At 38.7% G+C, this 22,954-nt stretch carries 22 protein-coding genes; 16 read left to right on the plus strand and 6 right to left on the minus strand.

Going from position 1 to position 22,954, the window contains the following annotated elements:
* Positions 1-2: 2 nt before the first annotated feature.
* The gene (locus H5157_RS09075) at positions 3-2,726 is read right to left on the minus strand and encodes an insulinase family protein (protein ID WP_182695806.1); all 2,724 of its coding nucleotides are present in this window, start codon (positions 2,724-2,726) and stop codon (positions 3-5) included.
* Between the two features lie 191 nt (positions 2,727-2,917).
* On the opposite strand from H5157_RS09075, the gene sixA reads away from it, so the two are divergent.
* From sixA to H5157_RS09090, 3 genes are read left to right on the plus strand one after another with little or no spacing between them, the layout of a single operon-like run.
* A complete protein-coding gene (gene sixA / locus H5157_RS09080; RefSeq protein WP_024593905.1) occupies positions 2,918-3,388 on the plus strand; it encodes a phosphohistidine phosphatase SixA in 471 nt (156 codons plus the stop codon).
* An 18-nt stretch (positions 3,389-3,406) separates the two neighbouring features.
* Positions 3,407-3,760: a RidA family protein gene (locus H5157_RS09085; protein ID WP_182724568.1), complete on the plus strand. Its 354-nt coding sequence runs from the start codon at positions 3,407-3,409 to the stop codon at positions 3,758-3,760.
* An 8-nt stretch (positions 3,761-3,768) separates the two neighbouring features.
* Positions 3,769-4,506, plus strand: coding sequence for an SDR family oxidoreductase (locus tag H5157_RS09090; protein ID WP_024596735.1), 738 nt, complete (start codon positions 3,769-3,771; stop codon positions 4,504-4,506).
* 1 nt (position 4,507) lies between these two features.
* Here the strand turns inward: H5157_RS09090 and H5157_RS09095 are convergent, their stop codons facing one another.
* Complete coding sequence (locus H5157_RS09095) at positions 4,508-5,437, minus strand: AEC family transporter (protein ID WP_024596734.1); 930 nt, start codon at positions 5,435-5,437, stop codon at positions 4,508-4,510.
* Between the two features lie 27 nt (positions 5,438-5,464).
* The gene (gene smrB, locus H5157_RS09100; RefSeq protein ID WP_007377742.1) at positions 5,465-6,022 is read right to left on the minus strand and encodes an endonuclease SmrB; all 558 of its coding nucleotides are present in this window, start codon (positions 6,020-6,022) and stop codon (positions 5,465-5,467) included.
* A 152-nt stretch (positions 6,023-6,174) separates the two neighbouring features.
* Between smrB and prmB the strand changes: the two genes are divergently transcribed.
* The 9 genes from prmB to H5157_RS09145 all read left to right on the plus strand — a co-directional run bounded on the left by prmB (position 6,175) and on the right by H5157_RS09145 (position 13,840).
* Positions 6,175-7,110, plus strand: a complete 936-nt coding sequence (prmB, locus tag H5157_RS09105; protein WP_007377743.1) for a 50S ribosomal protein L3 N(5)-glutamine methyltransferase — start codon at positions 6,175-6,177, stop codon at positions 7,108-7,110.
* A gap of 64 nt (positions 7,111-7,174) precedes the next feature.
* A complete protein-coding gene (gene aroC / locus H5157_RS09110) occupies positions 7,175-8,272 on the plus strand; it encodes a chorismate synthase (protein ID WP_002962170.1) in 1,098 nt (365 codons plus the stop codon).
* A 119-nt stretch (positions 8,273-8,391) separates the two neighbouring features.
* On the plus strand, positions 8,392-8,769 hold the full coding sequence (locus H5157_RS09115) for a DUF4112 domain-containing protein (protein ID WP_182724569.1): 378 nt from the start codon (positions 8,392-8,394) through the stop codon (positions 8,767-8,769).
* A gap of 106 nt (positions 8,770-8,875) precedes the next feature.
* Entirely contained in the window at positions 8,876-9,523 is a 648-nt protein-coding gene (locus H5157_RS09120; protein WP_182724570.1) for a glutathione S-transferase family protein, read from the plus strand.
* Between the two features lie 61 nt (positions 9,524-9,584).
* On the plus strand, positions 9,585-10,046 hold the full coding sequence (locus tag H5157_RS09125; RefSeq protein ID WP_182724571.1) for a zinc-ribbon domain containing protein: 462 nt from the start codon (positions 9,585-9,587) through the stop codon (positions 10,044-10,046).
* Positions 10,047-10,164: 118 nt separating this feature from the next.
* Positions 10,165-10,719: an elongation factor P hydroxylase gene (locus H5157_RS09130; RefSeq protein WP_182693395.1), complete on the plus strand. Its 555-nt coding sequence runs from the start codon at positions 10,165-10,167 to the stop codon at positions 10,717-10,719.
* A complete protein-coding gene (locus H5157_RS09135; RefSeq protein WP_182724572.1) occupies positions 10,709-11,872 on the plus strand; it encodes an ATP-NAD kinase family protein in 1,164 nt (387 codons plus the stop codon). The genes H5157_RS09130 and H5157_RS09135 overlap by 11 nt, the downstream gene beginning before the upstream one ends.
* The gene (locus H5157_RS09140) at positions 11,869-12,144 is read left to right on the plus strand and encodes a YfcL family protein (protein WP_024596509.1); all 276 of its coding nucleotides are present in this window, start codon (positions 11,869-11,871) and stop codon (positions 12,142-12,144) included. Before H5157_RS09135 ends, H5157_RS09140 begins: the two co-directional genes overlap by 4 nt.
* Positions 12,145-12,286: 142 nt before the next feature.
* Positions 12,287-13,840, plus strand: coding sequence for an AbgT family transporter (locus tag H5157_RS09145; RefSeq protein WP_182721233.1), 1,554 nt, complete (start codon positions 12,287-12,289; stop codon positions 13,838-13,840).
* 75 nt (positions 13,841-13,915) lie between these two features.
* On the opposite strand, the gene H5157_RS20915 is transcribed toward H5157_RS09145, so the two are convergent.
* The 3 genes from H5157_RS20915 to H5157_RS09155 all read right to left on the minus strand — a co-directional run bounded on the left by H5157_RS20915 (position 13,916) and on the right by H5157_RS09155 (position 17,011).
* Positions 13,916-14,230, minus strand: coding sequence for a hypothetical protein (locus H5157_RS20915; protein ID WP_240915864.1), 315 nt, complete (start codon positions 14,228-14,230; stop codon positions 13,916-13,918).
* Between the two features lie 512 nt (positions 14,231-14,742).
* Complete coding sequence (locus H5157_RS09150; RefSeq protein WP_182724573.1) at positions 14,743-16,587, minus strand: DEAD/DEAH box helicase; 1,845 nt, start codon at positions 16,585-16,587, stop codon at positions 14,743-14,745.
* Between the two features lie 160 nt (positions 16,588-16,747).
* Entirely contained in the window at positions 16,748-17,011 is a 264-nt protein-coding gene (locus H5157_RS09155; RefSeq protein ID WP_024595981.1) for a GrxA family glutaredoxin, read from the minus strand.
* Between the two features lie 258 nt (positions 17,012-17,269).
* On the opposite strand from H5157_RS09155, the gene H5157_RS09160 reads away from it, so the two are divergent.
* The 4 genes from H5157_RS09160 to H5157_RS09175 all read left to right on the plus strand — a co-directional run bounded on the left by H5157_RS09160 (position 17,270) and on the right by H5157_RS09175 (position 22,733).
* Positions 17,270-18,307 (plus strand): response regulator, encoded by a 1,038-nt coding sequence (locus H5157_RS09160; protein WP_259399354.1) that lies wholly within the window; start codon positions 17,270-17,272, stop codon positions 18,305-18,307.
* 22 nt (positions 18,308-18,329) lie between these two features.
* Positions 18,330-18,941 (plus strand): isochorismatase family cysteine hydrolase, encoded by a 612-nt coding sequence (locus tag H5157_RS09165; RefSeq protein ID WP_182682043.1) that lies wholly within the window; start codon positions 18,330-18,332, stop codon positions 18,939-18,941.
* On the plus strand, positions 18,934-21,744 hold the full coding sequence (locus H5157_RS09170; protein WP_182724574.1) for a PAS domain-containing hybrid sensor histidine kinase/response regulator: 2,811 nt from the start codon (positions 18,934-18,936) through the stop codon (positions 21,742-21,744). Before H5157_RS09165 ends, H5157_RS09170 begins: the two co-directional genes overlap by 8 nt.
* A gap of 698 nt (positions 21,745-22,442) precedes the next feature.
* The gene (locus H5157_RS09175) at positions 22,443-22,733 is read left to right on the plus strand and encodes a hypothetical protein (RefSeq protein WP_182671308.1); all 291 of its coding nucleotides are present in this window, start codon (positions 22,443-22,445) and stop codon (positions 22,731-22,733) included.
* Positions 22,734-22,954: the final 221 nt, after the last annotated feature.

A 22,954-nucleotide genomic window follows, 5' to 3' on the forward strand; every position in this document is an offset into this window, starting at 1 on the left:
AGTCAAAGAGATTGAGAGTAAACGGGCATATTTTGAGATTTACTGACTTTCGCCGAGCTTAAAAGCTCATATCTTGGTCTATTATCATCAAATAGGCTTAGTGCATAAACTTTTACTTCTCTTAGTGTTAGTGCGTTTAGGGCATCTAAAAGTCGCTGCTGCATATGAAATTCGTGATCTCTGTTACCAATAGCAAGCCATAACCGTTGTGAGCGCAGGCGCAAGTTTTTATCTTTTTCTGCAATATGAGTACTAAGGCCATGTTTTTGCTGTTGCCAATCGTTTTCATCAAGTGCATCAATGTTATCAAGGTATTTTTTAATAAAGCTGTTATGACGATGCAATAATGTTTTTGCATCAAACTTAGGTGACTGCACATAAAATGCTATTCCAGCACGAGTATTAAAAGGTGCATAACCTGCGCCCACTAAATAACCTAGCTGTTGTGTTGTTCGTAATTCGTTAAAGTAATCTTGATTAATTAAATGATTTAACGCCATCATTTTTACTTTTTCGGCCACGCAATCCGTTTGTGCCTGATAGTAAACTACCATGGCATGGTCGCTACAAGGAAGTTCTAACTCGTAGCGAGTTACTTTTTTAATTTCAAAAAGGGGGCGTCTTAAATCTTCAATTATGGCTGCGTTTTTTAGGTGTTCGGCGACCTTTTTTTGAAAGGCTAATGCATCACTTTGCTGCCAGTTACCATGTAAAAATGATTCAACATGTAGTGCTTTAAAAAAGTCTGTTCTGAACTCATTAAATTGCTGAAAACAGGTGTTTTTTAATGCCGATGCAAGCTCCCCAGGTTGAGGGTTCCAAGGCATTATTTTTGCGCCTAAAATACTAAATAACTCACTGACTGGTTTGTTTTGGTTGCTATTGCGCCAATGCCTTACAAGTTGTTTTTTATATTCAGCAAAGCGTTTTGCACAAATTTCTACATTAAATAAAGCATCTATTAATTGATCAACAAGCTCTAACTGACTGGATGAAAGCCCAGCGGTATGTAGAGTTAATCCACCTTGATGCGAGGTTAAGTGGTAGCTAAGTCCTGCAAGTTCTGCAGGATAAAATTGCTCGCCTACGCTATCCATAAATAAATCTGTAAATAAGCGGGTGAGTGCCATATGCTTTACATCTTTTACGGCAAAATCAGAATCCATGGCCAAATAAAAATGACCTTTAGCAACACGAAATGTGTTGTCTTGTTTAAACCAAAAGTCAAAACCGGGTTCTTTTACTAATAACTCGGGTTTTGTTTGTGGTTTTATGACATCAAATAACACCACTTCTTTTGTCAAATAAGGATTAGCGGTAGGCAGCAGCATTTCGCTCAGCGGTTTATTTATCTCGCTAAGTGCATCAAGCCAATTAGGTGAAATATGTTCTACTTTATATGGTGTGTTGTACCATGCGGTTTTATGTTCAGGCTCTACATCTGGATGTATAAGTACGATGCGCATATTATGTGGCGTTAACCACTGCATGGCCATTTCGTGGGTCGCTTTTTTAAAGCCTTCCATTAAATAGTCGCCTTGCACGTAATTTGCTTCGTCGTAATGCTGCATATTAATGCTTAAATTACTGACCCAATCAATCAAGCGTGACTTTTCTTGGTTATCGAATGCTATTTGTAATAGATTTTTTTTATCTTGGTATAAGCGCGGCAATTTTTCGGTGTTATCGTTAATTAAGCAAATGTATTCAAACACCATTTCAATAATGTCTTCGAAGTATTCAATACCTTCATCGGTAAGCGCTAAACTAATATTAAAGTCTTTAAAGTTGCTGCCATTAATACCACCGCCAGCAGAAAGCGCGTTTATCCAGCCTTGCTCTTTTAAAATAGAATAAAGAGAACCCGCGCCTTCATAGCCAAGTAAATGGGCAATAAAACTCACTGTTTTGTGGCGATAAAAGTCGTCAATATTAGGCATAGCAAAACTTATGATAAGTTTTTGCATATGCTTATGCGGCTCAATATGAAGTATTTTTCCTATGTCTTGTTTGCGATAGAGTGGCTCACTGATCTCTGGCTTTTTGAGGTTTTTATTACCCTTAATTGCGCCAAAGTAAGTTTGTGCCCAGCTTTGTAGTGTGTTTAATGTTTCGTTTGCGCAAATAACTAAAGTCATCCACTGAGCTTGGTACTGACTATTAAAAAAGTCGCGAAGCTCATCACTAATACAGCGCTCTCTGTCAGCTAAGGTTTGTAGGTTTCCTACAGAAAATTTAGCAAATGGATGAGCTGGATTTACCGTTTCTTTGTGGGCTTGATAAATACGGCGACCATCGTCTTTTATTTTTAGTTTAAACTCGGCTTCAATTGCGTTGCGTTCTTTTTCTGTTTCGGCTGAATTTAAAAGTGGCGCAATAAAAAAACGGCTAAATTGGGTAAGCGCCTGTTCAAATTCTTGGTTATTAATATCAAAAAAGTAACAGGTATGCTCAGTGCCAGTCCACGCATTAGTGTTCCCGCCAGCTTGCGAAACAAAATTATTAAAACTGCCTGAATCTGGGTATTGGTCTGTGCCTAAAAAAAGCATGTGCTCTAAAAAGTGTGCTAGGCCTTGCCTATCAAGAGGATCGTCAAAATGCCCGGCGTTAACTGCCATTGATGCTGCCGCTTTTGTAGAATCTTTATCTTGCACTAATAGTACTTTTAGACCATTGTCCAGTGTAAAGGCGCGGTATGCTCTGTTATCATTGCGGCTGATATTCAAATGATGCTCCTGAAACTAAACGTTTACTTGTTAACAACAGATGATGGCTTCAGGAAAGCGAAATACAGCTTAAAGATTTACCTGAATCTCATGAAAGAATTATTTAGAAATAAATAGATTTATGTTGTTAATATAGCTGACAAATGGGCAAACTGGCTACTGTTTTATATTCTTTAATCGGTTGATTTTTTATGAAAACAATCCTAATAATGCGCCACGGCGAAGCAACACCCATGCAGGCTGATGATGCAGGTAGAAATTTAACCCAAGCAGGGCACGATGAAGCTGAAAAAATGGGCCTTTGGCTCAGTAAAGCACATTGCCCTGATGCACTGTTAGTTAGTCCTTACATTCGTGCACAGCAAACAGCTGCAGGTGTAGCTAAAAATAACGTATTTAAATTTAGCGAAACCACGTCCGATATTATCCCCGAAGGCAAACCTCAAATTGCTGCTGACTATCTTGAAACGCTTATTGCTACTCATCCCCAATGCAATACATGGCTTATAGTGGCACACATGCCTATTGTAAGTTATTTAGTGGATCAATTAAGCCCTGGTAATATGCCAATTTTTAATACAGGTGCTGTTGCTGTTATTAGTTATGATGAGCAAACCCAGCGTAGTAGTTATATAAGTATAAATGCCCCAGAAAACCTTTAAATAATTGAGAAAAGTATTATGACGATAGAACGCTTACAAACAGGTGCGCGCATGAGCCGCATAGTAAAACATAATGGCACTGTGTATTTATGTGGGCAGGTATGCGCCGACGCGCAAAAAGGTATTAAAGAGCAAACTCAAACTATGCTTGATAAAGTAGAGGCGCTGCTTGATGAAACAGGGAGTTCAAAAGAACATATGCTTAGCGCGACTATTTATGTAAAGAGCATGGAATACTTTGCTGATATGAATGCAGTATGGGATGCATGGGTACCCGAGGGTTATGCACCAGCACGTGCCTGTGTGGAAGCTAAAATGGCACGTGAAGCACTACTTGTTGAAATTTCAGTAGTTGCAGCTTTAAAAGAATAATAGCTTTAATGAATCGCTCCCCCGTTGTACTTATCACAGGCTCTAGCCGAGGTATTGGCGCAGCTACCGCACTATATTTTGCAAAGCATGGTTATGATGTTTGCATTAATTATAAAGCTGATTTAGCTAGTGCGAAGCTAGTAGCCGATCAAGTAAGAAGCTTTGGCGTTAGAGCTCAAGTTATAAAAGCAGATGTATCGAAAGAGGCAGATGTTTTGGCGTTGTTTGATTTTATTGATAAAGAATTTAGCCAACTTGATGTACTAATAAATAACGCCGGTATTTTAAAACCACAAATGCCCTTGTTAGAAATGAGTGCTAAGCGCATAAACGAAGTTTTGACTACAAATATTACCAGTGCTTTTTTATGTAGCCGAGAGGCAATAAAGCGAATGGGAAATGGCGGTAGTATTGTTAATGTTTCATCGGGGGCCGCTAAAACGGGCTCTCCTAATGAGTACATTGATTATGCAGCATCTAAAGGTGCAATGGACACATTTACTATTGGCTTGGCAAAAGAGGTGGCAAGTAAAGGTATTCGAGTTAACTCGGTTAGACCAGGGCTTATTTACACTGATATGCATAGCGATGGCGGTGAAAAAAATCGAGTCGATCGTCTTAAAAGTAAATTACCCCTTGGCAGAGGCGGTACACCCGAGGAAGTTGCTGCAGCAATTTACTTTTTAGCTTCAGAGCACGCTTCTTTTACAACGGGTAGCTTTGTTGATGTAGCCGGCGGTTTGTAAGCTAAAGTAATAAAGCTAGCCAAAACGTAAAGCTAATAACACTTAAGATAGTAGAAAGTACGACAGCCCCAGCAAGAGTAGCTTCATGCTGCTTTATTTGAGTCGCAATAAGATAAGCATTTACGCCAACAGGGGACGCACTTAAAAGTACCAATACATTAAGTATTTGCGTGTCTAGCTTAAATACATAGGTGCCTACCAATAAAACTAGCGCAGGCAATAAAAATATTTTTAAAATTGATGCTATTAACGCCGGTTGCCAATTTGCAGCTATTTTATAAAAAGCTAAATTAGCACCAAGTACAAATAGCGCACAGGCAATTGCTGGTTTAGCTAATAGCTCCAAACTATTTGCTAAGTCGGTAAACAGTGTAACTCCTAATATGTTTAATATAAGCCCGCACCCAATACTCAGTACAATAGGATTTAGTACCATACTTTTTCCAAAGTGCGACCACGAAAATTTATCGCTGCTACCTTTAGCGCCTATTAAAAATGTAAGTGCAAATAACAATGTGCTATGAAAAGTAATGATCATAAATGCAATGGCTATCATTTCTTTGCCAAGCGAGGCAATAACAATAGGAATACCCACTAACACCATATTTGAATAGCTAGAAGCAAGTCCAAATACACCGTGTTGTTGGTAGTTTTTTAAATGTTTTTTACTTAAATAAAAGCGATCAATTAATATACCCACCCCAAATACACTCAAAACAGGTATGTAAAAGCTCAAAAATGCAAAAAGGCTAATACTTTGCTGTAAGTTAATTTGCGACATATTTAATAATAAAAAAGCAGGCAAACTAATATAAAAAGTAAACTTACTCAGGCCTGCGATATGCTGCTTGTCGAAAAATTTTAATCGGCAGCAGCTATAACCCAGCGCAACAATAAAAATGAGCGGAAAAATAATTGAAAAAATATGCACGTAGTTACATCCTAGTAATGGCTAAAGTTAGCGTCTAAATTCATCACTTTGCGGTAAATTAATTAAAATAAGTACAGCGCCTCTTCCACCATATTCGAGAGGGGCTTGGTGCATCGCTATTACGTCAGGGTGCTGTACTAAGTACTGAGGCACTTTGTGCTTTAGTACGCCGCCACCAATACCGTGCACTACACATGCACAATAATAATGCTGCTTTTTACATTCGTGAATGAGTCCAGCGAGTTCGTCTTTAGCAAGTTCTTTATTTAAGCCATGTAAATCTAGCGTCAAATCGGGTGCAAAGTCACCACGGCGAAGCTGTTTAGCTAGGAAAGTATCTTGGCCAGGTTTTACATATTTAACCGTGCCGTGGGTGTCTATATCGGGAATATAAACGTCTGAGAAGAAAAATTCAGATTGAGCCTGCTTTTTTTGCTGGGCAAATTGCTTAGCTTGTGACACCTTAGGCTTTGTATCAAAACGATGAGTATCTTGTTTAAATACTTTGGCGCCTGTGATCGTTTGACGAAATAAGCTTATGTCGTCATTGCTTAGGGACGAATGTGATGGAGTGTCTTTTTTCATAACTATTACCTAAACAAAAAAACGTAAAAACGCAGCGCAAAAGGCGGTACAATACTTAAATGAGGGGCAATTGTAATTTGCCCAGCGCAGATAGGCAATGCAATCGTCTTAAAGACTCAAAACAGTCAGTAAGCTAATACAGGTAAAAATATATGAGCGATTTACAAATAGAAGAAGCAACACTCGAAGAAGCCGTTGCAGAACTGTCAACTTTACATGACTGGTTACGTTGGACTACAAGCCAATTTGCAAGTAGTAGTATATTTTTTGGACACGGTACAGATAACGCATGGGATGAAGCTGTAAGCTTATTACTGCCTGCGCTTAGCTTGCCTGTTGATGCGCCAAAAGAATTAATGCACGCGCGTTTAACAAGCACAGAAAAAAACCGACTTGCGGGTCTTATTGCAGAACGTATTAACGACTGCACACCAGTACCTTACTTAACAAACATTGCATGGTTTGCGGGTATGCCGTTTTATGTTGATGAACGTGTACTTATACCTCGCTCACCATTTGCCGAGCTTATTAGTAACCGCTTTACGCCGTGGCTTGAAGAGCCACAATCGGTAAACCGTATATTAGATTTATGTACGGGTTCGGGTTGTATCGCAATTGCACTTGCGCAAGCTTTTGAGCAGGCACAAGTTGATGCGGTAGATATATCGTATGAAGCGCTTGAAGTCACAGACATTAACATTAACGATTACATGTTGAGTGATCGCGTGTTACCGATTCAGTCTGATGTATTTAGCGGTGTACCAGGTCAAAAATACGACCTTATAGTAGCAAACCCACCGTATGTTGATGCAGAAGATATGGCTGACTTACCACGCGAATTTCATCATGAGCCAGAGCTTGGGCTTGCATCAGGCCACGATGGTTTAGATGTAACCCGTACTATATTGAGCGAAGCGAGTGAACATCTAACTGATAACGGTTTGTTATTTGTAGAAGTTGGTAACTCTATGGTACATATGGATGCACTGTATCCGGGCGCGCCGTTTGAATGGATTGAATTTGAACAAGGCGGCTTAGGTGTATTTGTAATTAGTAAAAAGCAGCTAGATGAGTATTTTGCAAAATAAGTAAAAAATGAATAGCCAAGCCCTGTGCTTGGCTATTGGTAGTCATTAGGAATGAGGAAAGTTAATGGCAGGTAATAGCATTGGGCAGTTATTTAAAGTGTCCACCTTTGGTGAGAGCCACGGCGTTGCATTAGGCGGCGTTGTTGATGGTACTCCCGCAGGTCTTGAAATCACAGAGGCCGACTTACAAATTGATTTAGATCGCCGAAAACCAGGCCAAAGCCGTTACACAACGCAGCGCCGTGAAAGCGATCAAATAAAAATATTAGCAGGCGTTTTTGAAGGTAAAACCACAGGTACCAGCATTGGTTTATTGATTGAAAATACCGATCAACGCTCGCAAGATTACGGCAAAATTAAAGATGTATTTCGCCCAGGTCATGGCGATTACACGTATTGGCATAAGTACGGCTTGCGCGATTATCGCGGTGGCGGTCGTTCATCTGCACGCGAAACCGCGATACGCGTAGCGGCAGGTGCTATTGCTAAAAAATACTTAAAGCAATTTCATGGGATTGAAGTTAAAGCATGTTTAAGTCAGCTTGGCCCTATTAAGGCGGAAACGTTTGACTGGGATGAAGTGGAAAATAACTTATTCTTCTTCCCTGATGCAAGTAAGCTTGAAGCGCTTGACGAATATATGCGTGACCTTAAAAAGCAAGGTGACTCAGTTGGCGCTAAAGTAAAAGTAGTGGCAAGCAATGTACCTGTTGGTCTTGGAGAGCCAGTATTTGACCGTCTTGACGCCGAACTTGCACATTCATTAATGAGTATTAACGCTGTTAAAGGCGTTGAAATTGGTGATGGCTTTGACGTAGTTGAGCAAAAAGGCTCTGAGCATCGTGATGAACTAACCCCTGAGGGTTTTACATCAAATCATGCAGGTGGCGTACTTGCGGGTATTTCGACAGGGCAAGATATTATTGCTTCTATTGCGCTTAAGCCAACGTCGAGCATTACTATTCCAGGTAACAGCATTAATACAAGCAACGAAGCGGTTGAGATGATCACTAAAGGTCGTCACGATCCGTGTGTGGGTATTCGTGCAATCCCGATTGCTGAGGCAATGATGGCTATTACATTAATGGACCATTTACTGCGTCAACGCGGACAAAATCCGCATGTAAATCATCAGCACGGCCCAATTAACGGCTCTGTTTAAGTATTTATAATTATAAAAAACGCGGATTACCGCGTTTTTTTATGTCTGTAATTTAGTTTAAAGCCTTTCAGGAGTTGTTCAAGTAGGTCCTATATACTGCAAGAAGGAGGGTAGTAATCATGAACGATAATATTAATGAACACTCACAAATAAAAGCCCAGGCTGCAATAGCCCGCTTAGAACGTTTCAGTAAGTTAACGGATAGCAGCATTGGTATTCCTTTTACTAAATTTAATATAGGCCTAGAGGCTGTGATTGGTTTAATTCCCGTTATAGGTGATGCCGCAGGGCTAATTTTATCAAGCTATGTGCTTATAGAAGCGCAGTGTTTAGGTGTGAGTAAACGTATAAAGACTAAGATGATCATTAATATGCTCATAGATTTTGTGGGCGGCTTAGTGCCATTTTTTGGCGATATATTTGATGCGTTTTTTAAAGCTAATACGCGTAATACACAACTATTAAAAAAACATTTAAACAAGCAGTTAAGTGAGTAATTAATAGCTTTAAGTAACAGTTAGCAAAGAGACTTTAAACAAAATGTTGTTGGTTGTTAAATCACCTAGTAAGGTAGGAGCGTCTATTCACTTTGGTATTTACAATATGCAATTATTCATCGGTAATAAAAACTACTCCAGCTGGTCATTACGCGCATGGTATTTAATGAGTAGGTTTGATGTTGAGTTTAGTGAAACCCAGCTGGTACTCGACACCCCTAATTTTTACAATGAACTAAAAAAGACCTTTGCTGTGCAAAAAGTTCCAGCGTTAATCGATGGTGATTTACAGGTTTGGGATTCACTAGCAATTTGTGAATATATTAACGATGCTTACTTATCGGGCGCTGCATGGCCAAAATATATTACCCAAAGAGCTAAAGCGCGTGCGCTAAGCGCTGAAATGCATTCAGGCTTTATGGCGCTGCGCAGTGAAATGCCAATGAATATAAGAGCTACCCGTAAAGTAGACCTATCGAGCGAAGCATTAAAAGACATAGCCCGTATAGACGAGATATTTGCACAGCAACAAGATGTGTTTCCAAATGAGTGGTTTTTTGGTGACTTTAGTATTGCTGATGCTATGTACGTACCTATTGTATTGCGTTTAAAAACATATCAAATTACGTTATCGCCAGAGGCGCAACAATATTGTGACTTTGTTATGCGTTGCCCAGTATTACAAGTATGGATCACTCAGGCATTAACCGAAACCGATATTGTAGAGTGTGATGAAGCAGGAACGCCTTTATAATTATTGTTTTTCATATGGCATGTTCTATGCCTTAAAATCATAAGTTTAAACTAGGCAGCTCATGTATCTAAATCACCCAAGGTATGGCAATAAACCGATAACTACCAATACCTCAGTGACAATAGAAGCTATAGAGAATGCGCACTGGCGTTACTCGAGGCTTAAATACTTCCCTGATACGGTAATATTGGCAGATATAAAAAAGCAAAACTATGCCATTGACCCTCGGGCACTTTATGTTGATATTGAAGAGAAGTGCGAAAGTTGCTCTAAGGCATTTATTTTTTTTGCTCAAGAGCAGCAATATTGGTTTGAGGTACTTGATTTTTGGGTCGATTCACACTGTACACGTTGTTTTGAATGCCGTAAGCATGCCAGATATATACTAACTCTACGTAAACGGTACGGTATGTTAACTAGCTTAGCCAATAAAACCTCAAGTGAAAAAACACAGCGTAAAGAACTTGCCAATACGCTTTACTGTTTAGGTATTATTAAAAATATCAATAAAGTGAAAGATTAATCCGCTTATATTTTACTATCCCGCCTTATTTTTACTTTAGTTGTAAAAGCCCGTACAATTCGTCTCGTTTTTAGTGCGCTAATATGGCGCTGTAACCGAGACGAATTAATCAATTTTTATGCATCAAATAGCTGATCTAATTTCAATTTTTGAGCGCACTTTTTATCAAAGTCACAATACACGACTGATAAAAGGCGATTGTGAGCCTGTGTATTTACCAGCAACAGAGCAGGTGCCATATCACCAAGTTGTATTTGCGCATGGTTTTTATGCCAGTGCATTACATGAAGTAGCACATTGGCTGGTGGCCGGTGATGCACGTCGGTTATTAGAAGATTACGGCTACTGGTACTGCCCAGACGGGCGCGACAAACAAAAACAAGCTGAGTTTGAAAACGTAGAAGTAAAGCCCCAAGCTATAGAGTGGTTATTAAGCACCGCAGCAGGGTTTAATTTTAATGTGTCGGTGGATAACTTAAACGGCGAGCAAACGTGTCGGTTTGATTTTCAGCAGCGAGTACATGCACAGGTATTATCGCTAATCGAAAATGGCTTTAACTCTCGTACAGAGTCACTTTTAAAAGCAGTGTGTGATTTTTACAATACACCGTGGCCCTTAACAGCGCAGCAATTTAATTGGCAACACCCAAAGGAGCTTTGTAATGGCGTTTAAATTAGGCTTAATTGTAAACCCTGTAGCAGGTTTAGGTGGCACAGTCGCTTTAAAAGGCAGTGATGGCGCGCACACAGCGGAAAAAGCAATAGAGTTAGGCGCAGAGCCAAAAGCAAATAGCCGAACAAAAGCAGCGCTTGAGGTGCTATTACCTTATAAAGAACGCTTAACCATTTACACTGTTAACGGTGACATGGGTGAGCAAACAGCAAAAGCTTTGGGCTTTAATGTAGAGGTTGTATATAACACTTCTGCAATAACAACCCCAGATGACACAGAACAAGCCGCAAAAATACTTAAAAACTCTGGTGTTGATTTAGTCTTATTTGCCGGAGGCGACGGTACAGCACGTAACATTTGCCATGCAATAGAGGATACCATTCCCGTACTTGGTATTCCCGCAGGTTGTAAAATTCATTCTGGTGTTTACGCTATCACGCCAAAGGCTGCAGGGCGCGTAGTCGAAATGCTGGTTAAGGGGGAGTTAGTTACCTTAGCAGATGCAGATGTAATGGATATAGATGAAGATGCTTTCAGGCAAGGCACAGTAAAAGCCAAACGCTACGGCGAAATGCAAACACCTAGCGAAGTACGCTATATGCAAGCGGTTAAAAATGGCGGTAAAGAAACCGACGAACTCGTACTTGCCGACATTGCAGCGCATGTTGTATCGCAAATGGATGAAGACACATTTTATATTATGGGTAGCGGCTCAACGGTTGAAGCCATAATGGAAGAAATGGGGCTTGAAAATACGTTACTTGGTGTTGATTTAATAAAAGATCAAACCTTAGTTGCCCAAGATTTAACGGCTAAGCAATTGCTTGAGCTTACACATGATCAAAGTACTAAGTTAGTCATTACGCTCATTGGCGGGCAAGGGCATATATTTGGCCGTGGTAACCAGCAATTGAGTCCTTTGCTTATACGCGCAATTGGCAAAGAAAATATTATTGTAGTAGCAACAAAAACAAAACTACTAGCGCTTAATGGTCGCCCCCTTATTTGTGATACAGGCGATGGCGAATTAGATGATGAATTAACCGGTTATATTAAAGTAACCACCGGATTTAACGACCATATTATGTATGCAGTAGGGCACCAAAACCTTGAAAATACAGGTGCTTTGCAAAACCAGGAGATTAATAAATGAGTTTAGTGAACTATATCGATGCAGCCCAGCAGTACTTCGATGATTTAGTAATAAAAGCAACTGACGATGAGTTATTTGCTGGCGGCTATTTACGAGGTCATTTTGATCTTGCAGTTGGTTATGCCGAAGTAGAAAAGCTGACAATCAGTATAGATGAGCTAAATGAAACTGTAGAGCAAAGCTTAGTTAAAGCATATCGCAACGGCGAGCTTAACGAAGAAGACAAGGCATTAGTTGCACGCTTGTGGGATGAAGTTAAAGCCCTCGCTTAACCCTAAGTGGCAAAAAAACACGATTTGTTTATCACTATCGTGTTTTTTTGTGCCCAAAACTTTTAAAGCACATTCCCATGTTAATTTACTGTTTTGTTTTTATGCGATATTGTTACTAAAATAAATTTTAGGAACAATAAAAATGGATAATAATCAAGACGCTTTACCTTCAGGGGTTGTAGCGCGTTTTTTAAATTTTGTTGAGCGAGTAGGAAATAAGCTCCCAGATCCAGCCGTAATATTTCTATTTGCAATGTTATTAATTTGGTTTTTGTCGTGGTGGTTTTCAGGCGTGAGCTTTGATGCAATAGACCCACGTACCGGTGAAGCGATTATTATTAATAATATGCTGGCAAGTGATTCGCTCGCTACTTTTTTATCCTCTATGGTAAAAACCTTTACTGGCTTTGCTCCCTTAGGTGTCGTTTTAGTAGCTATGTTAGGTGTCGGTGTTGCAGAGCATTCGGGATTTATTAATACCGGCCTTAAGTTAATGCTTAAAGTTACTCCTAAAAAGCTATTAACGCCTTCAATCATTTTAGTGGCCATTGTGAGCCATACCGCTACTGACGCAGGTTATGTATTAGTTATTCCACTTGCCGGTGTTATATTTTATGCAGCAGGACGCCATCCGCTTGCGGGTATTGCAGCTGCATTTGCAGGAGTCAGTGGTGGTTTTGGGGCTAACTTTATTCCATCGGGTATCGACCCATTGCTACAAAGCTTTACCCAAAGTGCGGCGCAAATAATTAATCCTGCAATAACAATTAACCCGTTAAATAACTGGGCATTTGCTTCAGCATCTAGCTTATTTATTGTGGCATTAGGCTGGTACATTACCGATAAAATTATTGAACCACGTTTACAAAAAACAGCAGTTGATGGTGCTAAAGAGGATTTACCTGTATTTGAAGATGCACGTAGTGATGAAAAACGTGCCTTTTATATAGCCAGTACCGTGATGATTGCTGGACTTGCGTTATTAGCATTTGTCTCTGCTCCAGACGATTCTGCAATGCGCAGTAGTGACGGATCCCTTACTAATTTTAGCTCTCCTTTAATGCAATCAATTGTACCACTAATATTTTTACTTTTTTGGATCCCAGGCACTGTATATGGTTTTACGGTAGGTACCTTTAATACTTCAAAAGATATGATTGATGCTATGAGTAAAGCGATGAGCGGCATGGCATATTATATCGTCATGGCGTTTTTCTGTTCGCTATTTATTGCTGCATTTAGTAAATCAAATTTAGGTGCACTGCTCGCAATTGAAGGTGCGCAGTTATTAAAGGCGATGGAATTGCCAAGTGCAGTAACGGTTGTAGGCATTATCTTTTTAACTGGCTTTGTTAACTTGTTTGTAGGTTCAAGTTCAGCAAAATGGGCGTTACTTGGCCCCATTTTTGTACCGATGTTAATGCAACTTGGCATTTCGCCAGACTTAACTCAAGCCGCTTATCGTGTAGGTGACTCAAGCTCTAATATTATTACACCGTTAATGCCATACTTCCCATTAGTGGTGGTGTACTGTCAAAAGTATGTCAAAGGCACCGGTATAGGCACTTTAATTGCTATTATGCTGCCGTACTCAATTGCCTTTATGATTGGCTGGAGTATCTTTTTATTAGGTTATTGGGCACTTGGTATTCCTTTAGGTTTAGATGCAAGCTACATTTATCCAGCATTGCCTTAACCTAAACCTTTATGAACCTCACTCACTTGAGTGAGGTTTTAAATAAAAGTCCTGTAATGTAAAAGTAAGTCTAAGTTATCTTTCTAAATCTCTCACTATATAGCCAAATAAGCTGGCCTCTCCAACAATATACACATAATCATTTTTGTTGTTCATTATTGTAGACTTATCGTCATACCACCTAAAATCATGAATCTTATTCGTTTTAGGGTCTTTGAAGTATAAACGAGTACAGCTATCTTCATACTCAGTGCCACACTCTTGTACATCGGTCAGGATGTATTCTTTATACCAATAGTCGCCTTGTGTGTAGTAAGCCCATAATTTAATAGGATCAGAGATAAAAACATAGAGTATTCCAAAGATTAATAAAGGGGATAATGGGTACATGAAAATGGATGCTAATTTTATTTTAGTATCTGAGAAATTGTATTTAAGTGATTCTCTATATTTACTGCAGCGTTTATATTTATTGAATATAAGTATATTTAAATAGATAAATAGTGCACAACAGATAATAGGGAGGGTTATAAAGAAAACAGCGTCGTATAGTTCATTTGAGATGAATGGTGGATCTGTAAAGTCCATTAAAATAGGTATAGTGATGCATAATAAAATGGGGAGTATTATTGCTACAAAGAGCAAGTTGTCGTAAATCTTTTTCAATTTTTAATTCGTCCGTGAACTATAGCCTTTGTCTAGTTTACAGAATTTTTGTTATTTTAAAAATCAGAGAAATGTATTTATAGGCATTAAGCAACCCGAACTCAGGCTAAAAAAACTATCTCAAGCCGCTATTGAATTGACGCGAAAGTTTACTTTGTTTTCACTGTAGCAGCAGCTTAAAAACAAAAAAACCTTGTCACTTTCGTGGCAAGGTTTTTTTATTAAAGAGTCGTTGCTTATTTAGCTGTGAAGCTTACAGGGCGACGTTCTTTGCGAGGACCGCTGCGCTTATCACCGCGTGCGCCGTCATCTTTATTAAAGCTGCGTTTCTTATCACCAGCTGGACGCTCAGAGCGTTCGCCACGTGGTTCAGCAGGACCTTGATCAGTTGTAATTGTTAAGCCCATAGGGCGTTTACAAATAAACACTTTTTGGAAGTGATCAAGTACATCTTTAGGCATGTTTTGCGGTAATTGAACCGTGCTGTGATTGTCGTGTAGACGAATATCACCAATAAACTTGCTTGAGATGTCAGCTTCGTTAGCGATAGCGCCAACAATATTTTTAACCTGAACACCATGTTCACGACCTACTTCGATACGGTACGTATCCATAGGACCTGCATCACGGCTGTTACGTTCGCGAGGTTTACGCTCAGCGCGTTCACTACCACGTTCGCCGCCACGTTCGTTACGACGTCCACGGTCACCACGATCGTTGCGTGAATTGCGGTCGTTACGCTCGTTACGTTCACGAGGTTGAATCTTAACTTCTTCAACTTTAATTGGCGATTGTTGCTGTGCTAAACACAGTAACGCACCCGCTAAGCTTTCAAGAGGAAGATCAAGTTTTTCAGCCATGTTAGTAGCTACTTCATTGAAGAACGTGATGTCTTTGTTTTCAAGCGCAATAGTTAATTTTGCTTGTAACGCTTCGATACGTTTTTCTTCAACAATTTTTGCTGTAGGTAATTCAACTTGAGCAATTTCAGACTTCGTATGACGAATGATATTTTTAAGTAAATAACGTTCGTTATGTTTTACGAATAAGATTGCTTTACCAGTACGACCAGCACGACCTGTACGGCCGATACGGTGAACGTAGGCTTCAGAATCTTGTGGGATATCGTAGTTGATAACTAAGCTTAAACGGTCAACATCAAGACCACGTGCCGCTACATCTGTTGCAATAACAATGTTTAGCATGCCACTTTTTAAGCGATCTACAGTGCGTTCACGTGCTTGCTGGTTCATGTCACCGTTAAGTGGAGCCGCAGAGAAACCTTCGCGCTCTAATAACTCAGCAAGTTGTACTGTATCGTTACGCGTACGTACGAAAACAATAGCACCTTCATATTGCTCAGCTTCTAAGAAGCGAACAATTGCTTTATTTTTATGTACGCTTGCATTCCAAAACACTTGCTCAACAGATGATACTGTAGAGTTACGCGCAGAAATATGAACCTGTTCAGGGTTATTCATATACTTGCTGCTGATGTTTTGAATTTGCTTAGGCATAGTCGCAGAGAAAAGACATGTTTGCTTTTCGCGCGGTGTTTTTTCCATGATGCTTTCTACATCATCGATAAAGCCCATACGTAACATTTCATCGGCTTCATCAAGTACAAGTGCTTGTAGAGCATCAAACTTGATAGTGCCGCGGTTAATGTGATCGATTAAACGACCTGGAGTTGCAACAATAACCTGAGCGCCACGACGAAGTGCGCTTAATTGGATACTGTAGCTTTGGCCACCATAGAGTGCCAATACTTCAATACCACGAACATGTTTAGCATATTGTTCGAATGCCTCAGCAACTTGGATCGCAAGCTCACGTGTTGGTGTGAGTACAAGGATCTGTGGCTGTTTCACAGACGGGTCAATATTATTTAGTAATGGCAGTGCAAATGCTGCGGTTTTACCTGTACCCGTTTGAGCTAGTCCCAGTACGTCCTTTCTTTCTAGCAATAACGGTATACATTGAGCTTGGATTTCAGATGGTGTCTTGTAACCCAACTCTTCAACTGCCTTCAAAATTGCAGGAGAAAGATTTAGAGATTCAAACGTGACTGGTTCTGACATTAATACGCCTCAACGAATTTAAAGAGGCGCGCATTATATAGGATTCGCGAGGCAAATGCTTGTATAAATTGAAACTAATTTCTATGTGTTTGATGTTGGTCGAAATTTAACCAGTTTGATTTGGGGTTTATTAAACTGGTTAACATATTTAATACAACGCTTATTTGTACAAGCCTAGGTTTTCTTTTGCGTAAGCTTCAAATTCTGTAAATCCACCGATGTGATTTTGATCCACAAAAATTTGTGGAACGGTAGGGCAAGGTTTACCAGCTGACTTTTCAAGGTCGGCTTTACTAATGCCTTCTTTAATTATATCGATGTAGCGAAATTTAAAGTCATCACGTTCATTTGATAGTTGCTCCGCAACATCTTTTGCACGAACACAATATGGGCAACCTTCACGGCCAAAAATTACAGTTAACATAGCTTTCTCCTCAATTTGATTAAAATCAGTTTAAATGATTGAAAAATTATTTAAAGCAAAAAAAATCGATTACACCATTCTAATAAAAACTATAAATCATATATTGCATATCAATATGATTTGCAAAATGCGAATGAGAAACTAAAGCGCTGTCTGTCTAATACTTAAGTATATGAATGCAAGTGTGTTTACAAGAACTAATTTGTGGCACATAACTTGATGATTAAGAGCTATACATTGGGTTAACGAGAATACTTTATGAATATTAATAGTCACGTTTTAGAAATTATCCAAGGGGTAATCGGTAAATATTGTAAAACCCAAAATCGAAATTTTTCAGTTACTTTAATTAACAAGTTGCAATGTAACTACGTTTGTTTGCAAATCCCTCTTGAGCAAATGATTGCGCAATGCGAGGAATTTCTGATTCCAGCGCTAGCATCTGTAAAGCAGAGCTTTTTACTTAACCTAGAAGCAAATATACAAGGGGTTAGCCTTCATTACCAGATTGATGATTCTGAGCAAGTAAGCACGCTGGATTTTCATGGGCTTTTAGCAACAAAAGAGTCTGTTAGTTTGGCACTTGATATTAGCCAAAATATAGACGTTCTAACTGATTGTGAGGCGTTATTTAAAAGTTGTTTAATAACATCGGATAATACCCATGAGCGCTTTGGCTTAAATTTTAAATTATTCAATAGCACTTTTAAGGAAACGGTACAGATTGAGGATTTACGTCACCTTAGTGGTGACGCGCTAACTTATAAACTAAATGGTGACAGCATAAATAGACACATAAAGTTATGCACTATTAGCGATATCAGTGAGCTGAGCCAAGAGAATAAACTATCTAGAAAAATACTAGGTTGGCCATTTTTTGATACTGACCTCATTACCATTTTAACAACATTTCATACGCAAACACGTTTATCTGTATTAGTGGCGGATGATAGCTTACCAAGCCAAATTGCAACAAAAGTGATGCTCGAAATGCTGGGCTGCTTAGTAACATGTGCAGAAAATGGCGCTAGTGCTTTAACGCTTGCTCAAAATGAACCATTTGATTTACTGCTCTTAGATGAGCGCATGCCAGGAATGTTTGGCAGTGACGTAGCACAGCAATTGGTGCGTCAAAATACCCCTAATAATGATACACCCAAAGTTATTTTAACGGGGCTAACAGGGGATGAGCAGATAGCTGAGTTATTTGAAAAAGGTATTACGCACTATTTACAAAAACCAGTGACCAAAGCAGTGCTCGAAAAGTTTATTAAACCTTGGCAATTAGCGTCTTAAATTGGTTAATAAGGTGGCAATTATGCATGACTTTTCTAAAACAGCGCTTATTTTGATTGGTTTTCAAAATGATTACTTTTCACCAAAAGGTATTTTGTATGACGTGGTTGAAGAGTCGTCAAGAATTACTGGCGTGGTAGAAAATACACTCTCTTTATTGGCCGCCTGTGCAGAGCAATTTGCGTTAGTTGTTAATACACCCATTCATTTTACACAAAACTACAGTGAGCTTAAAAATCCGATTGGCATATTAAAAGCTATTGCTGATGTGGGCGCATTTAAAGCAGGTTCGTACGGCGCTCAAACCATTGAGCAGCTAGATTTTTTTAGCAATGTTATAGAAGTGGTGCCTGGGAAAAGAGGTTTAAATGCTTTTACACATACTGCTCTAGCGCAAAAGCTCAAAGAACATGGTGTCACTAATGTAATTTTAGCCGGCACGGTGACTTCTATTTGTATTGACTCAACTGCGCGAACGGCTGTTGAACTTGGTTTTAACGTCACTATTTTAAGTGACTGTACATCGAGTCGCACTCCTTTTGAACAAACTTTTTACTGTGAAGAGGTTTTTCCTCTTTATGCGCGAGTTTGTGATAGTAAAACTTTTATTAAGCATTGGAGAGAGCATGGATAACAACGATGAACTACAAGTGCAAATCCAATATGCATTGGTCGAAAAGCTCTCCAATAGTAATCGACGTCAAGCAAAGCTATTAGCTATTTTAGATGAATGTATTTTTGAGTGTGATAAACATTTAAATCTTACCTATATTAACGAAGCATGGGAGAAGAAACTAGGTTACTCAAGCGATTCATTAATTGGTTCTAATATTACTAAGTTAATGAATTGCGATGATATTATGCATTTTGTTGCATACAGTTGTTGTTTGCTTGAAGGAAAGCAGACTCCTAGTGTAGAAATACAAATAAAAAATAGTCACGGACTCTTAAACTGGTTTGAGTTGAGGCTAGTTTATGATGAAAAAAGCGGTTTTATAGGTTCACTCTATGACATTCAACGTCATAAAGACTCACAACTTTTGCTTACACAACAGCAAAAATATGTAAAACGCTTATCGCTTGTTGCGAGCCATACAAATAACTTAGTGATAATTACAGATAAATTTGGCGTAATTGAGTGGGTTAACAATAGTTTTGAAGTACTTACAGGTTACACCTGTGATGAGGTTATAGGCACCAGTCCTGGTCATTTACTGCAAGGGCCAAAAACATGTGAAAAAAGCCGTAAGGTCATGTCTCATGCCGTAAAAAATGGACTTCCTTTTCAAGTTGAAACTACAAATTACGATAAAAACGGTAATATTTATTGGGTTGCTATTGATGCAAACCCAGTGCGAGATGATGAAGGCCAAGTAAAGCACTTTATCGCTATAGAAACTATTATTACGCAGCGAGTTAAAGCCGAACAAGCAATGGCAGAGATAGAATATAATTATCACTCTGTCGTTGATAATATCCCTGATATTGTTTTACGCCTTGATACATTTGGCAATCTATTATTTATAAATCAAGCATGGCAGCGAGTTCTACACAGCAAGGTAGATGAGAGCCTTGGCTTACCTATAATTAAGTTTATAGCAAAAGAAGATGTAGAAAAAATTAGTAGCACTTTACTTGATTATAAACAAGGTAAGCGTGATATACGTCGCTTTGATATACGTTTAATTAATGCACAAGGTATAAATAACTGGGTCGAAATTACACTTACTCCAATTGTTGGTGGCTACGAAAGTGATTTATCATCAATTGCTGCGACACTTGTGGATATACAAGAGCGTATTGAAAGCGAGCAAATATTACTTGAAGCTAAACATCAGGCAGAAACCCTAGCGGAGTCAAAAAGCCGATTCATGGCAAATATTAGTCATGAAATTCGCACGCCATTAAATGCTGTGATTGGATCTGCAGATATTTTGCATCATACCGGTTTAACTTCTGAACAAATGCGCTATACACAAATGATTAAAACAAGTTCTGACGCGCTATTAAGTGTATTGGACGATGTATTAACGTACTCACGTTTTGAAGCACACGCCATAACACTCAATAATCAGCCATTTAGTATTGATACGTGTATTGAAGAAGCAATAGATATAATTTCCCAAAGCGCTTTACAAAAAGGGCTTGAGGTTATTTTTGATTTTTATCCTGATGTACCAGCTCAAGTAATTGGTGATCATGCCCGTATAAGACAAATAGTCATAAATTTATTAGCCAATGCGATTAAGTTCACTCAACATGGTGTAATAACGGTTACTGTTAAGTGCACTCATATTGAAGGTAATAATTTAAACCTTTATATATCTGTAAAAGACACGGGTATGGGAATTGCAAAAAATAAAATTGACAGTATGTTTATGCCTTTTATTCAATCCGATAATTCAATTACTCGAAAGCATGGTGGCAGTGGCTTAGGGCTTGCGATATGTAGGCAAATTTGTGATGTGGTAGGTGGAGATATTTCGGTTAGTTCTGAGTTTAATAAAGGAAGCGAGTTTATAGTTAATTACCCGCTGCAAATAGACACAACTGACTCAATTTTAAGAGAAGGGTTTGCAGCACGAAGTAAAAAGCCAAAAGTATGGATAGTAGGAAGTCACGAAATTCTAAAAACAGCCTTGGAGCATACGCTCACTCGGTTTTCTATCACTTTTGAACACTACGAAGTATGCCCAGATATACCCAAGTACGATAGTTTTCCTGATGCAATTGTACTAACTGATCCTCAAATGTTAGCCCAAACACGCGAGCGTATAAATACATACAACTCCCTTAATTCACCGTGTTTACTCATCCTAGATTTGCTAGGTAAAAGCTTATTACCGCAAAATATTAACGACAGAGAGCTTAGGTTAAATGGCCCTTATAAAGTATCCCATGTACTACGGGCAATTAGTTTATTAGAAGAGCAGTTGTTTCATTTGGATATTATATTTACCAATCGTGAGCAAAAAGAAACTTTAGAAAGCCCCTTAGGGTTAACTCAGTTAAGCGGAACCAAGGTATTAGTTGCTGAAGATAATACGAATAATCAAATTGTAATTCGGCAGTTTTTAGAACAAAAAGGTTGCCATGTACATATTGTTAGTGATGGTCAAGAGGCAATAATAAAGGCGCAAAACGATGAAATTGATATTATTTTTATGGATATCCAAATGCCAATACTCGATGGGATTTCTGCAACTAAAGCAATCAGAAAGTTAGGTATAACCACCCCCATAATAGCACTCACTGCAAATGCGATTCATGGTGATAAAGAGCGATTTATAGACGCGGGGATGAATGACTATTTAGCTAAGCCAATTGTAAGTGATACACTTTATTTATTACTTGATAAATATGCCCCAGAGCAGGTTATTGAATCTAAACATTTAAAGCTCTCTCGTTTAGCGCAAGTGTGGGAAAAGCTGAGTTGAGCAATGAAGGCTAGGGTTTGTTAAACGTTTAGGGTTAAGTTTGTAGCAGTGTGTTTGGTATTTAGGCAAAGTTGAGCCTATGCAGTGTGGTTATTTTCCATAAATGGGCGATAACGTAGCATTAATGCCAAACAGGCGCTGCCCAAAGGGATCTTCCTAGAGGCTATTTACTCTTTGTTGCCAACATGGATGTAGTTAAGGGGCGTGAGCAGGACGCAGAAGCTTTGCTCGGTTTTACTTATTCTTACATCGATTTAAGTTAGTAGGGTAACGCAGGAGCTGTTACAGAGCCCGCTGGGTTATAAACCTCGCGCCGGGATTAAACCGCCTGTAGTTTGAACGAATTTTAATCCGCAAAGATCAACAGACAATATAAAAAGTGGGTTTGTGTTGCATAAAACTTGATAAACGGAGAAATCAACCTAGTATTTTAGGGGTAAGTTAAATTTATTTTTTAGTAATTAATGAGTGTTTTTAGTGTGTGTTTTTTTAATTTGATTCGCAAATTGCAATTCAAAATAAAAATAAAATGTTATGAACTTTATTTAAATACTCAATCATACCTTTAATTTATTTTAACGACTTGATTTTGTAAGGTTTTTACTTTTTTGTAAAGTTGTTATCTGGTTGGCACGACTTTCGCAATATATTAAATATCAAATCAAGACGAATTTAGTTAAATTTTTAAGGGGTGCAATATGCAAACAAACACAAAAGCCAAACAACAGCCTAAAGGTAACAATTGGGTACTAACACCTGAAATTATGGTTTTGTCAATTTTGCTTGTTGCCACTTTAGTAATAGGTATAACAGTTTTACGAGGTAGCGATTCGATTGAACCGCTGGCAGATATTCAGCCAATTACTTTTACACAAGCTGATGTTGAAAACGCTCAGTTGATGAGTAATACGTTTGACTCGCAAAATACCAACTATGCACAACATGTAACTTCTTCTAAAAACGAAAATAACGACACTCTTCCAAACTAGAGACTTTTGCGCAGGTAACTATTTATAGTTGCCTGCGTTTTTTTATGTTCCTACCACCAATTTAACTTTTTAATCCCTCCCCATAAAATTATTTATATTCTCTTAAATTTAGATGGTGCTTAACCTAAACAGGGTTTTATCAAAACTTTCTCTTTTCTCATATACAATTGCTAATATTAGCTTTGGTCAGTATCTATTAACTGGCTTATCTGTGTTTTATA

The organism is Pseudoalteromonas sp. SG43-3, from assembly GCF_014164385.1.
GTDB lineage: Bacteria > Pseudomonadota > Gammaproteobacteria > Enterobacterales > Alteromonadaceae > Pseudoalteromonas > Pseudoalteromonas distincta.